The 13,367-nt window shown below is 69.8% G+C and carries 8 protein-coding genes and 3 pseudogenes; 7 read left to right on the top strand and 4 right to left on the bottom strand.

Going from position 1 to position 13,367, the window contains the following annotated elements; genetic code table 11:
- Positions 1 to 84: 84 nt before the first annotated feature.
- The 4 genes and pseudogenes from ACIRS4_RS33805 to ACIRS4_RS33820 form a co-directional block, all read right to left on the bottom strand.
- A pseudogene (locus ACIRS4_RS33805) lies at positions 85 to 507 on the bottom strand (IS21 family transposase); the annotation flags it as partial.
- A gap of 62 nt (positions 508 to 569) precedes the next feature.
- Complete coding sequence (locus ACIRS4_RS33810; RefSeq protein ID WP_404203352.1) at positions 570 to 1,649, bottom strand: hypothetical protein; 1,080 nt, start codon at positions 1,647 to 1,649, stop codon at positions 570 to 572.
- 647 nt (positions 1,650 to 2,296) lie between these two features.
- Positions 2,297 to 2,539, bottom strand: a pseudogene (locus tag ACIRS4_RS33815) (DUF6112 family protein); the annotation flags it as partial.
- Between the two features lie 147 nt (positions 2,540 to 2,686).
- A pseudogene (locus ACIRS4_RS33820) lies at positions 2,687 to 3,787 on the bottom strand (IS630 family transposase); the annotation flags it as partial.
- A 276-nt stretch (positions 3,788 to 4,063) separates the two neighbouring features.
- Here ACIRS4_RS33820 and ACIRS4_RS33825 point away from each other — a divergent pair.
- From ACIRS4_RS33825 to ACIRS4_RS33855, 7 genes are all read left to right on the top strand, one after another.
- Complete coding sequence (locus tag ACIRS4_RS33825; RefSeq protein ID WP_404203354.1) at positions 4,064 to 5,149, top strand: S-(hydroxymethyl)mycothiol dehydrogenase; 1,086 nt, start codon at positions 4,064 to 4,066, stop codon at positions 5,147 to 5,149.
- Between the two features lie 258 nt (positions 5,150 to 5,407).
- Positions 5,408 to 7,723 carry an FdhF/YdeP family oxidoreductase gene (locus ACIRS4_RS33830; RefSeq protein WP_404203356.1) on the top strand — a complete coding sequence of 772 codons (2,316 nt, stop codon included), beginning with the start codon at positions 5,408 to 5,410 and terminating at the stop codon, positions 7,721 to 7,723.
- A gap of 6 nt (positions 7,724 to 7,729) precedes the next feature.
- Positions 7,730 to 8,800, top strand: a complete 1,071-nt coding sequence (locus ACIRS4_RS33835; RefSeq protein WP_404203359.1) for a chorismate-binding protein — start codon at positions 7,730 to 7,732, stop codon at positions 8,798 to 8,800.
- Between the two features lie 234 nt (positions 8,801 to 9,034).
- The gene (locus tag ACIRS4_RS33840; protein WP_404203361.1) at positions 9,035 to 10,783 is read left to right on the top strand and encodes a BCCT family transporter; all 1,749 of its coding nucleotides are present in this window, start codon (positions 9,035 to 9,037) and stop codon (positions 10,781 to 10,783) included.
- A gap of 285 nt (positions 10,784 to 11,068) precedes the next feature.
- The gene (locus ACIRS4_RS33845; RefSeq protein ID WP_404203363.1) at positions 11,069 to 11,431 is read left to right on the top strand and encodes a bifunctional 3-phenylpropionate/cinnamic acid dioxygenase ferredoxin subunit; all 363 of its coding nucleotides are present in this window, start codon (positions 11,069 to 11,071) and stop codon (positions 11,429 to 11,431) included.
- Positions 11,428 to 12,591 (top strand): NAD(P)/FAD-dependent oxidoreductase, encoded by a 1,164-nt coding sequence (locus ACIRS4_RS33850; RefSeq protein WP_404203365.1) that lies wholly within the window; start codon positions 11,428 to 11,430, stop codon positions 12,589 to 12,591. Before ACIRS4_RS33845 ends, ACIRS4_RS33850 begins: the two co-directional genes overlap by 4 nt.
- A 128-nt stretch (positions 12,592 to 12,719) precedes the next feature.
- Positions 12,720 to 13,367 (top strand): aromatic ring-hydroxylating dioxygenase subunit alpha (locus ACIRS4_RS33855; protein ID WP_404203367.1); only part of this gene is annotated, 648 nt, incomplete at its 3' end.

Below are 13,367 nucleotides of genomic sequence, written 5' to 3' on the forward strand. Positions count from 1 at the left end.
GCCCATGGCTCCCTGACGAGAGGTGTTCGGACGGGTTGGTGGCTGCGGCCGTGGACCGCCTCGGCCGCAGTGTGGTCGATTGCCTTTCATGTGCTCGGTCGAGATGAACTCTCGTCCTCGCCAGAACGAGTCGCGGAGATAGGGCATCGGCCGCTCGACCCGCGGCTTGCCCTTCGGCTTCGCCGCCCGGGCCGGATCGACCAACGCGGTGTATTGAGTGGCCAGTTCGGCGTACGCCTGGTTGGTCTTCGGGTCGTAGAGGTCGGGCTTGTCGACCCCGGTCTTCAGGTTGTCCGGGACGAGCCGGCGCGGGACGCCACCGAAGTATCGGAAGGCCGCGACGTGCGCTTCCGTCCATGCGTGCTGGTCCAGGCGCAGCACCGGGCGGACGAACATGTGCCGCGAGCACGGCAGGACGACAGTGGGTGCTCCCCGCCGACCCGGGGGTGAACCGATCCTGCCGCGTCCGAAATCCGTACCGTTCCCATGCTCCCCGCCGACGCGGGGGTGAACCGCATGGCGCATTCCTTGCCAGGGCGTTCTGGCATCCTGTGGGGGTGCCCCATGGGTTACGCACGAGGCTTCTTCCGGTATGCGGCCAGCAGGATAAGGGTGATCCGCAGACTCAGATCCAAGTCACTTTTCTTTTGTCCGCGACAGAGCGAATAGGCCAGTTCCCCGGCCGGCCCCGGCAACGGCGTCGCAGAGAAACCTAACCCCGGGCCGTGGAACTCCTCGAAAGTCCCCCGGAAATCGCACGCATACCGGTGTAACAGCTCGACCATCGGCCAAGCGGGGTCGTCCACGCCGTCCGGTAGATAGTTCGGGTAAATCCCGCATTCGCGTGAATCCCAGGTCAGGCCCAGGAGCAAGGCGGCCCGGATCTGAGGTTCAGCCGAGCTCCAGGCTTGGGTCACCTCTGGGTCGTAGAGAGCGTCTTCCAACTGTGGGTGGCGGCCGACGGCGTCAGCCAAAGCCAGGTTGAGGGTCAATCCATGCAACGTCATGCCCACAGACTGATGGTCTTCGGACCGAACCGTCTTATCAGATTCGTTCATTCTGATCTTATGTGATCCGGTGGGGCGTCGTGATCCGTGCTGCGCTGGTGGCATCACAATCTGATCACTGCTCCGAGCCGCCTTCCTGCGCTTCCTGCTGAAAATCCATTTACGCGGCTTCTTTCTGGGCTTCCCCTGGAAGGCGGCGTACAGCAGGAGCGTCGTCCGCAGGCTCAGATCCAAGCCGCTTTCCGCTTGGTCGGAGCAGAGCGAGTTGGCCAGTTCCTCGGCGGGCCCCGGCATTGTCGACGTTGAGAACCACGCGCTGTGGAACGCTTCGAACCGCTGGGTGTTGATCGCGTACTCATGTAAGGCTTGGGCCATCTCCCACCCCGGGTCGTCAACACCATCGGGCAGGTAGTTCGGGTAGATGTCATGTGACCGCGACTCCCAGGCCACGTGAAGCATCGTGGCGACCCGGATGCGGGGGTCGGCCTCCCTCCAGACCCGGATCACTACCAGATCGTGCAGCGCGTCCTCCAGACGCCGGAAGCGGCCGACGGCATCGGCCAAGATCAAGTTTAGGGTCCAGCCCTCCATGACCATGCGCTCTTGGTCACGTTCTCCTGCCGTCTCCTCGAAATCGCTCACGACGGCCTCCTTCACTCTCGTGGTGTCCAGTCGTGACTCCCACTGTGCTGGTGGTCGACGGGCGGGACAATGGAGTAGGTCTCGAGTCCCAACTACCCACCGAAGTAGAGGAGGTGACGGAACCGGCAGTGGCCAGCCAGGTGTGCGCGGTGTCCCAGTCGCCGTGACCGGTGCGGGCCCGTTCGATGTGCAGCAGCGCGATGTCCGAGGCTCCGCCGGCGAGCGACTGTGGCCAGGCGCGAGCCCCTTGGGGCCGGTCGCCGGGCCGTACACCTCTCGGGTCCGTCAGTGCGTGTGCCACCTGTTCGACAGCCGACAGCGCGGCGACGGCGGAGGCTGCCGTGGTCACGATGTCCTCCTTGCTCGTGCCGTCCAACTCAAGGCGGCAGCTCTGGCCAGGTGCAGGTGGATGCGTTCCTCGGACAGTCCCGGTCCACACATTCGGACGTGGTGGAGGTGCAGCAGGTCGGGCAGCACGTCGTGGGGGTGTGTGACCGTCTCCTCGAGCGCTCGGCCGTAGGCAGCGAGGGCCAGGCGGCGCGCGGACCAGGCCGTCGTGATGCGCTCGTCCAGGCACTCAGGGCCAGCGTTCCAAGATCGATGGCTTGGCGGTAGACGACGCGCGGCGGCGCTGTCCGGTTGGTCCGGGCTGCGCCAGCGCTGACCAGCACGCCCTTCTTGCCATTGGCCTCCGCCTGATGACCGCCGGAGTGGGGGCCCCACGCCCACACGCCGGCGCTGACGGCGAGGGCACCGACCGCGGCGATGAGGGCGAAGAGGTTGTTCGAGCCCATTACCTGCTTGAGGACGTTCAGGCCCGGCAGCCCGCCCTCGTTCGGCCTGATCCCGGGATCGTAGGCGAGCTGGATGACCTGGTCGGCGAGATGCATTTACGAACTCCTGTTCGATCAAGTGCGCACCACAGCCTGCTCGGGGGCGAAGCGGCGGTGCTTAGGGATGGGGGAGCGAGAGGAGGAGAGCCGGTCAGACGACTCGCCAGACCGCGAGAATGCCCGGCTTCCACGACGCGAGAGTCGGGGGAGCCCGCCCCGGATGCCTTTCTCGCTGCGGATGCGGGCGCGTTCTCGGCGCTGGGCAGCGAGCACGTCGGGGTGGCGGGCGCGTCAGCCTTGCGCGAGCGCAGGTAGGCGTGCAGGGACCGGGTCTGCACGGTGTGGTTGGAGTGGTGGGAGTTGGCGACGGTGAACTGCCGCAGCGGTCCGAAGTGCGCCTCGATGGGGTTGGCCCAGGAGGCGTAGGTCGGGGTGAAGCACAGCTCAACCTTGTTCTTCTTCGCCCAGAGGCGGATCTCGGCGCCCTTGTGGGCGGACAGGTTGTCCAGGACTACGTAGATGGGTGCGCCGTCCGGGCGGGCGGCGCGGATCGACTTCAGGGCGGCCGGCGTGTTGCCGGCGCCCTTCCTGCGGCGGTTGACGCCCACAGCCGGTCGTCGCCGACCGAGTAACAGCCATGGAAGTAGCCCACGCCGGGAGTGCGGTGGTAAGTGGCTGGGAGCCGGTCGGGGCGGCCCTGCCTCGCCCAGCCGGAGCCTGCGGTGGGACGGATCCCGAGCGGGCCGACCTCGTCGAAGGCGAAGACCCGGTCGGGGAAGCGGTCCGGCACATCCTCGATCCGGTCGAGTTTCGCGTCGCGTTCGGGGTCCAGGGACTCCTTACGCGTCTTGGTCCGCTGGAAGGTGATGCCGCGGCGGGCGAGTAGGCAGCGTAACGCTTCGCGGCCGATGCGGATGATGCGGCCGTGGACTTTGCGCAGGTGGACGACGAGCTTGCGCAGTGACCAGCGAGTGAAGGGCTGGCCGAGCTTGGCGGGTCGGGTGGTGGCCGTCTGGATGACGAAGTCCTCGTCGTCAGGACTGAGCTGGCGGGGACGGCCTCCCGCCCATTGAAGGTCCAGGCAGGCCAGGCCGATCTCGTTGAACCGGTGGATCACGTCGCGGACGGTGTCCTCATCGGCCTGCACCAGCTGGGCGATCACCAGTACCCGGTTCCCGCCGGCCGAGGCCAGCGGCATGATCGCGCGCCGGTAGCGCACCGTGCTGGTGCTGCCCCGACGCACGATCCGCTGCGGCTTCTGCCCTCCTGGTCGGTCAGTCTGCGCACACGGACAGGTTCAGCCACCGCACCTCCAGCGGACGGATCGGACGTCACCGCACATCCAACCGCCACGACCACCAACCCGGCGAACCTACGCGGTCAGAGCACTAGAGCAGCCGCTTCACGCGCGGGGCCGGCCGCCGGACGGACATCGGACCGTCCGCGACGGGCCGCGCCTCGTGCTGCCCGACGGATCCTTGACCCGGGGTCCTCACTCCACGATGCTGTGTTGCGTTACAGGCAATGAGTACCGCGATAAGAAACATCGAACTCAGCTCTCGAACCAGCCGAGGAGTGGTCATGGCTCACCAGGTCCGTGCTGTCGTCGCGCGGGGCAAAGGTGCCCCTGTCAGCCTGGAAACGATCGTCGTGCCCGACCCGGGGCCGGGTGAGGCGCTGGTGAGGGTGCAGGCGTGCGGTGTGTGCCACACCGACCTGCACTACCGTGAGGGCGGGATCAACGACGACTTCCCGTTCCTGCTCGGGCATGAGGCCGCCGGTGTGGTGGAGTCGGTCGGGGACGGGGTCACGGACGTCGCTCCCGGTGATTTCGTGATTCTCAACTGGCGTGCTGTGTGCGGGAGTTGTCGGGCGTGTCGGCGGGGGCGTCCCTGGTACTGCTTCAACACGCACAACGCCACGCAGAAGATGACGCTGCTCGACGGTACGGAGCTGTCTCCGGCGCTGGGTATCGGCGCGTTCGCGGAGAAGACGCTGGTCGCCGCGGGTCAGTGCACCAAGGTCGACCCGGCCGCCGCGCCGACGGTCGCGGGCCTGCTGGGCTGCGGGGTGATGGCGGGCATCGGCGCCGCGATCAACACCGGGAACGTGGGCCGGGGCGACACCGTGGCCGTGATCGGCTGCGGCGGTGTAGGCGCCGCGGCGGTCGTGGGATCCGAGCTCGCGGGCGCGGCGAAGATCATCGCGGTGGACATCGACGATCTCAAGCTGGAGACCGCCCGGAAGCTGGGCGCGACGCACTCCGTCAACTCCCGCGAGACGGACCCGATCGAGGCGATCCGTGAGCTGACCGGCGGTTTCGGCGCCGACGTCGTCATCGAGGCGGTGGGCCGCCCGGAGACGTACAAGCAGGCGTTCTACGCCCGTGACCTGGCCGGCACGGTCGTCCTGGTCGGTGTCCCCACCCCGGAGATGAAGCTCGAGCTCCCCCTCCTCGACGTCTTCGGACGCGGTGGCGCGCTGAAGTCCTCCTGGTACGGCGACTGCCTACCCGACCGCGACTTCCCCATGCTCATCGACCTCTACCTCCAGAAGCGCCTGGACCTGGACGCCTTCGTGACGGAGACCATCCAGCTCGACGAGGTCGAGAAGGCCTTCGACCGCATGCACCAGGGAGACGTCCTGCGCTCGGTCGTCGTCCTGTGACGCCCGGCGCTCTTCACGCCTGACGCCTGACGCTTCACGCCTGACGTGCCGCGTCCGGCGGCCGTGCGGTGACCGGGAACTCCGCCACCGCACGGCCCGTACATCCCTGCGTACCCCTTGACAGGGGAACGGGGATCACGCTTTCTTGATTGTGTTGCGTATCACGGCACTGTTGTGCAGTGCGCAACTCATGTGAGAGGCCGGGACGCCCGGCGACGGAACGGCCTGATTCCCCTACATCCCGGAGTGGCGCCTCAGATGACTCGCAACGCACCTGTCGACGACCCCGGAGACGCCCGGCTGCGGGTCGGCCCCCCGAAGGAGTACGCCGCCGGCATCCCCGCGGTCACCTCCTCGCTCCGGCACGCCGGCGAGCAGATGGGGGCCCGCCGGGGCCTGCTCACCCTCCTGCGCGTCAACCAGAAGGAGGGCTTCGACTGCCCCGGCTGCGCCTGGCCCGAGCCGGAGCACCGGCACGCCGCGGAGTTCTGCGAGAACGGGGCCAAGGCGGTCGCCGAGGAGGCCACCGTGCGCCGGGTCACCCCGGACTTCTTCGCCGGCCACACCCTGGAGGACCTGCTTCCCGCCAGCGACTACTGGCTCGGCCAGCAGGGCCGCCTCACCCACCCCATGTACCGTGCGGCCGGCGACGACCGCTACCGGCCGATCTCTTGGGACGACGCGTTCGCCGTGATCGCCCGTGAACTCGCCGCTCTCGACCACCCCGGCCAGGCCGCCTTCTACACCTCCGGCCGGGCGAGCAACGAGGCCGCGTTCCTCTACCAGCTGTTCGTCCGGATGCTCGGCACCAACAACCTGCCGGACTGCTCCAACATGTGCCACGAGTCCAGCGGTTCGGCGCTGACGGAGACCATCGGGATCGGCAAGGGCAGCGTCACCCTGGAGGATCTCCACGACGCCGACCTCATCCTGGTGGTCGGCCAGAACCCCGGCACCAACCACCCCCGCATGCTCTCCTCGCTGGAGACCGCCAAGCGCCGGGGCGCCCGGATCATCGCGGTCAACCCGCTCCCCGAGGCGGGGCTGCTGCGGTTCAAGAACCCCCAGCGGCCCTCCGGCGTCCTCGGCGGCGGCACCCGCCTGACCGACCGGTTCCTCCAGATCAGACTGGGCGGGGACCAGGCGCTGTTCCAGGCCTTCAACCGCATGCTGCTGGAGGCCGAGGACGAGGCCCCCGGCACCACTCTGGACACCTCCTTCATCGAGCGCTACACCCACGGCTTCCAGGAATTCGCCGAGCACGCCCGCAAGGCCCCCTGGCAAGAGATCCTGACCGCGACCGGCCTGCCCGAGGAGGAGATCCGGGGCGCGTTCGACGAGGTGCGGGGCGCCGAGAAGATCGTCGTCTGCTGGGCGATGGGCCTCACCCAGCACAAGCACTCGGTCCCCACCATCCGGGACGTCGTCAACTTCCTCCTGCTGCGCGGCAACATCGGCCGCCCCGGCGCCGGCCTCTGCCCGGTGCGCGGCCACTCCAACGTGCAGGGCGACCGCACGATGGGCATCTACGAGAAGCCGGACGACGCGTTCCTGGACGCGCTCGGCACCGAGTTCGCCTTCACGCCCCCGAGGCGGCACGGCCACGACGCGGTCGAGAGCATCCGCGCCATGCGTGACGGTGACGTACGGGTCTTCGTCGCGCTCGGCGGCAACTTCGTCGCCGCCGCCCCCGACACCGACCTCACCGAGCGGGCCCTGCGCAACTGCCGCCTCACCGTGCAGATCTCCACGAAGCTCAACCGCTCGCACGTCATCGCCGGGGAGCAGGCGCTCATCCTCCCCTGCCTCGGCCGGACCGAGGCGGACCTGCGGCCCGCCGGGCCCCAACAGGTGACCGTCGAGGACTCCATGGGCATGGTGCACCTCTCCCGGGGGCGTCTGGCCCCCGCCTCCGAGCACCTGCTGAGCGAGCCCGCGATCGTCTGCCGGATGGCACGGGCCGCGCTCGGGGAGGCGAGCTCCCACGTGCCCTGGGAGGAGTTCGAGAGGGACTACGACAGCGTTCGCGACCGCATCGCCCGCGTGATCCCCGGCTTCCAGGACTTCAACCACCGGGTGCGACGGCCGGGCGGCTTCGCACTGCCCCACCCGCCGCGTGACGAACGCCGGTTCACCACCGCCACGGGACTGGCCAACTTCACCGCCAACCCGCTGGAGCGGCCCCATGTGCCGCCGGGCCGGCTGCTGCTCCAGACGCTCCGCTCCCACGACCAGTACAACACCACCGTCTACGGCCTGGACGACCGCTACCGCGGCATCCACCAGGGCCGCCGGGTCCTCTTCGTGCACCCCGACGACCTCGCCGACCGGGGTCTTGCCGACGGCGACCTAGTCGACATCGTCAGCGAGTACGAGGACGGGGTGGAACGCCGGGCCCCGGCCTTCCGCGTGGTGCCCTACCCGACACCCCGCGACTGCTGCGCCGCCTATTTCCCCGAGACCAATGTCCTGGTCCCCCTCGACTCCACGGCGGCGATCAGCAACACCCCCACCTCGAAGTCGATCGTCGTCCGCCTGGAACCGGTGCCCGGCGGCCCGGCCTCGGGGACCTGAGGCCCGATGAGGGGAACAGGGCGGCACCTCGCCCCGCTGGCCCGCTTCGGCGGTCTGGTCGCCACCGACCTGCGGGACGTGACCGGCGATCCCGCGGCCCTGGAGTCCAGCGGGTTCTGGGCCGTGGTCGCCGACTTCGAGGGCGCTCTGGTCTGCGCGCGCTTCGGGGACGTACGCCGTGCGCCCGTCCCCGCGGTCCGTCCGGGCGCGTGGCACGGACCGGACCCGCACGAGTGGACCTCCTCGCTCGACCGGGACGCGTACACCGCCGGGGTCCGCCGTGTCCGCGCGCACATCGCGGCCGGAGAGGTCTACCAGACCAACCTGTGCCGCATCCTGTCCGCTCCGCTGCCGGACCCGGAGCACGCGGACGTGGACGCGCTCACGGCCCTGCTGGCGCACGGCAACCCCGCCCCGTACGCCGGCACGGTCCGGCTGCCCGCACACGGGGTGGAGATCGCCACCGCCTCGCCCGAACTGTTCCTGCGTCGCACCGGCCGCACGGTGGAGTCCGGCCCCATCAAGGGCACCGGCCGTACCGTCGACGACCTTCTGGACAAGGACCGGGCCGAGAACGTCATGATCGTGGACCTGGTCCGCAACGACCTGGGGCGCGTCTGCGCGACCGGCAGCGTGACGGTCCCCGAGCTGTGCGCGGTCGAGCACCACCCGGGCCTGGTGCACCTGGTGTCCACCGTGCGCGGCCGGCTCGCCGAGCACGCCGGATGGCCGGAGCTGCTCGACGGGACCTTTCCGCCCGGGTCCGTCACAGGTGCCCCCAAGTCCAGCGCGCTGCGCATCATCGAGGCACTGGAGAACGCGCCACGCGGCCCGTACTGCGGGGGCGTCGGCTGGGTCGACGCCGATCGCGGCACGGGCGAACTGGCCGTGGGCATCCGCACCTTCTGGATCGACCGGACCGCGCCCGGCGGGCCCTGCCTGCGCTTCGGCACGGGGGCGGGCATCACCTGGGGCTCCGACCCCGACCGGGAATGGGCCGAGACCTGTCTGAAGGCGCGCCGACTGCTCGCGGTGGCGTCGGTCGACGACGGCCGCCGCGTCGCGTCGGCAGGCTGACGCGTCGGGGGACTCGCCACGACTCGTCGTGACGCACCTCTTGACACCGTCTCCGGGACGCCGAGATTGTTGTTTCTCATAGTGAATCCCAGTGCATTATCCGCAACGGGGTCTTGGTCGGATCCCGGTGGCGGTCGCCCCGGCGGCCGGCACGTCTTCCTTCTTGCCCCGCCCCGCCGCGCGACCGTCGTCCGCGACGGGGCGCCCACCGCCGTCTGTGGAAGGAACGAGCTGATGAGCAGAGCCCGCGAACGGAACGGGAGCGCAGGTCCTCCTGCCGAGCAGGAGATACCGGGAGGCGGCGCGGCCGGCGGGCGTCCCCGGACAGACCCCGTCGTCTTCGGTGTGGCCGCGGCCCTCACCCTCGCCTTCGTCGTGTGGGGAGCCACGGCGACCGACGCGCTGGAGAGCGCGTCGGGGAAGCTGCTGGACGGGACGATCCGCAACGGCGGCTGGGCCTTCGTCCTCGCCGCCTCGGGCTTCGTGGTCTTCGCCCTCTGGCTCGCGATGAGCCGCTACGGGCGGATCACCCTCGGCAAGGAGGGGGAGCAGCCCGAGTTCCGCACCGTCTCGTGGATCGCCATGATGTTCAGCGCCGGTATGGGCATCGGTCTGATGTTCTACGGCGTGAGCGAGCCCCTCTCCCACTTCGTCACGCCGCCGCCGGGCACCGACCCGGCCGACGCCAACCAGGCCATGGAGACCGCAATGGCCACGACCCTCTTCCACTGGACGCTCCACCCGTGGGCGATGTACGCGGTCGTGGGTCTCGCCATCGCCTACAGCACCTTCCGGCGCGGCCGCCGTCAGCTGATCAGCGCGGTGTTCACGCCGTTGCTCGGTGAGAAGAGGGTGAACGGATGGCCCGGCCGGGCCATCGACGTCCTCGCCATCTTCGCCACCCTCTTCGGCTCGGCGGCCTCCCTCGGACTGGGCGCCCTGCAGATCGGCAGCGGCTTCACGGGGCTCGGCTGGCTGGGGTCGGTCGGCACCGGACTTCTGGTCCTCGTGATCGCGGTGCTGACCGTGGCGTTCGTCGCCTCGGCGGTGTCGGGCATCGAGAAGGGCATCCAGTGGTTGTCCAACACCAACATGGTGCTGGCGGTGCTCCTCGCGCTGTTCGTGTTCCTCGTCGGCCCGACCATCTTCATCCTCGACCTGCTGCCCACCTCCGTCGGCGCCTTCTTCGGCGACCTCGCCCAGATGGCGGGCCGTACCGAGGCGTCGAGCGGCAAGGGTGTCGCCGACTGGCTGGCGGGCTGGACGGTCTTCTACTGGGCGTGGTGGATCTCCTGGACGCCCTTCGTCGGGATGTTCATCGCGCGCATCAGCCGCGGCCGCACCATCCGGCAGTTCGTCGGGGGCGTCATCCTGGTCCCCAGCAGCGTCAGCCTGCTCTGGTTCGCCGTCTTCGGCGGCTCGGCGATGCACCTGCAGGAGGCCGGCCGGCTCAACGACGCCGCCACCGCCCAGGGTCAGCTCTTCGACGTCCTCCAGCAGTACCCCCTGGCCACGGTGACGAGCATCGTCGTGATGGTGCTCGTCGGCATCTTCTTCGTCTCCGGCGCCGACGCCGCCTCCATCGTGATGGGGACACTGTCCCAGCGGGGCTCCCTCGAACCCTCCCGGGGCGTCGTGGTGTTCTGGGGCGTGCTGACCGGGGCGGTCGCCGCCGTCATGCTGCTCATCGGCGGCGGCAAGGGCGATGCGCTCACCGGGCTGCAGAACCTCACCATCCTCGCGGCGGCCCCCTTCACTCTCGTGATGATCGGGCTGTGCGTCGCGCTCAACCGGGACCTGCGCCACGATCCGCTCATCATCCGCGGGCGCATGGGCAAGGAGGCCGTCGAGACGGCCGTCATCGCCGGACACGAGAAGTACGACGGGGACTTCGAACTTCGCATCGGCCCGGCCACGTCCACGGCCGGCGCGGAGAGCGAGCAGCCCCGGCAGGACGAGGGGGCCACGCCCTCCGCCGTCTGAGAGCGACGGGACCCGCCGCGCGGCGGGGCCGTGGCGCCGCCCTGTGCGGCCGCGGCCCCGCCCGGCCCGCACGGCCCCGCCCGGCCTCATCCGCCCGCCCTCGTCCCGCGGTTGCCGCGAGCCGAGAAGGCGGGCCTTTGTTGTTCTATGTGAGCCGAGTTTTGAATACCGCAACGCCTGGCGGGACTCACAGGGCCCTGTGAATGCCTTGACAAGGGTTCTGGGCGACTCCAGACTGATGTTGCGCTTACCGCAAACCGTTTCGTTATACGCACCCGAGGTGTCATGATGATTCCCGCGTGCCGTCTCGCGGATCTTCCGCGAGGTGAGGCCTTCCGGCTCGACATCGACCCGCCGGTGTCGGTGTTCCACACCGACGACGGCGAGGTCTTCGCCATCGACGACACCTGTACCCACCAGGACGCCTCGCTCGCCGACGGCTGGTTGGAGGGCTGCGAGGTGGAATGCCCGCTGCATGCCTCCAAGTTCGACCTGCGCACCGGCGCGGTCGACTCCCCGCCGGCGAAGCTGCCGGTCCGGACGCACGAGGTCGTCGTCGAGGACGACATGATCTACGTCCGGCTCTCCATGGAGGCTCCCAACCTGCCGCCCTGCATCTCGGCCCGCCTCGCCGGCGGTCCCGCGTGAGGACCGTGGCCGTGGTCGGCGCCTCCCTCGCCGGCCTGTCGGCGGCGCGCTCGCTGCGCAAACAGGGCTTCGCCGGACGCCTGGTCGTCATCGGGGACGAACTCCACCGCCCCTACGACAGGCCCCCGCTGTCCAAGGAGTTCCTGTCCGGCACCCTGGGCGAGGCCGAACTCGCCCTGGAGGCGGAGGGCGAGGACCTGGCGGCGGAATGGCTGCTCGGCACCCGCGCCACCGGGCTCGACCACACCGCGCGCACCGTCCGTCTCGCCGACGGACGCGAGGTGCGCGCCGATGGCTTCGTCATCGCCACCGGCGCCGTGGCGCGCACCCTGCCCGGCTCCGCGGGGCTCGCCGGGGTGCACACGCTGCGCACCCTGGACGACGCCCGCGCCCTGCGGGACGAACTGGCCCGCGGCGGACGCCTGGTGGTGATCGGCGGCGGTTTCATCGGCGCCGAGGTCGCCTCCACCGCGTACACTCTCGGACTGGACGTGACCGTCGTGGAGGCGGCCCCGACCCCGCTCGCCGGGCCGCTCGGCGCCACCATGGGCGCCGTCGTCTCCGGCCTGCACACCGACCACGGGGTGCGGCTGTTGTGCGGTGTCGGCGTCAAGGGGCTGAGCGGGGAGCACCGGGTCGACGCCGTCCTGCTGGAGGACGGCCGCAGCGTTCCCGCCGACATCGTGGTCGTCGGCGTCGGGGCCCACCCGTGCGTCGAGTGGCTGGAGGGTTCCGGCATCGCCCTCGACAACGGCGTGAAATGCGGTGCGGACGGCCGCACCAGCCTGGCCGGGGTGGTCGCGGTCGGCGACTGCGCCAACTGGTACGACCCGAGGGCCGGTCACCACCGCCGGGTGGAGCACTGGACCGGCGCGCGCGAGCGCCCGGAAGCCGCCATCGCCACCCTGCTGGCGGGAGGCGCGGTCGAGCCCGGCGTGCCCCGGCCGCCGTACTTCTGGTCCGACCAGTACGGCGTCCGCATCCAGTTCGCCGGCCACGCGGCCGAGGCCGACAGCATCACCGTCGAGGCGGGCGGGGCGGAGGACCGAGATGTCCTCGCCGTCTACCGGCGCGACGGCCGGCCGGTCGCCGTGCTCGGGATGAACCAGCCGCGGCTGTTCATGCGGGCCCGCAAGCAGCTGGCAGCCCCCGCGTCTTGACAGCACCCCGGCGTCACCCCATGCTGCGGTTGCGCACAGCACGCAGCGTTGCTCCATGTACAACGCCGTCCGGAGTCGTGCTCCCGGCGTCCGAATGACCCTCCGCGACGTTCACCGAGGAGTGACCCGTGACCTCGACCAGCCTGCCCGACAGCCTGATCGCCACTCTTCCCGGCTCCTCCTACACCGATCCGGCGTTCTTCGCCCAGGAGCAGGAGCACATATTCGAGACCATGTGGTTCTGCGTCGCCCGGGCCTCCGAGCTGGCGAAGCCCGGTGCCTTCCGCACCGTCGACGTGGGCCGCGAGAGCATCCTCGTCACCCGGGCCCGGGACAACTCGATCCGCGCGTACTTCAACGTCTGCCGGCACCGCGGGGCCAAGCTGTGCACCGAGGAGTCCGGCGAGGTCAAGCGGGCCTTCCAATGCCCCTACCACGCCTGGACGTACGACTTGAACGGCAAGCTGGTCGCCGCGCCCAACCTCACCAAGATGCCCGACGTCGGCCGGACCGAGTACGGCCTGGTGAGTGTCGCCGTGCGGGAGTGGCTCGGCTATGTCTGGGTCTGCCTCGCGGAGAACCCGCCCTCCTTCGAGGAGGACGTCATCGGTGAGGTCGTCACCCGCCTCGGTGACGTGGAGTCGATCGAGCGGTACGACATCGACAACCTCTCGGTGGGGTGCCGGATCACGTACGACGTGAAGGCGAACTGGAAGCTCATCATCGAGAACTTCATGGAGTGCTACCACTGCGCGACGATCCATCCGGAGCTGACC

This window comes from Streptomyces sp. NPDC101166 (genome assembly GCF_044768125.1).
Classification (GTDB): domain Bacteria; phylum Actinomycetota; class Actinomycetes; order Streptomycetales; family Streptomycetaceae; genus Streptomyces.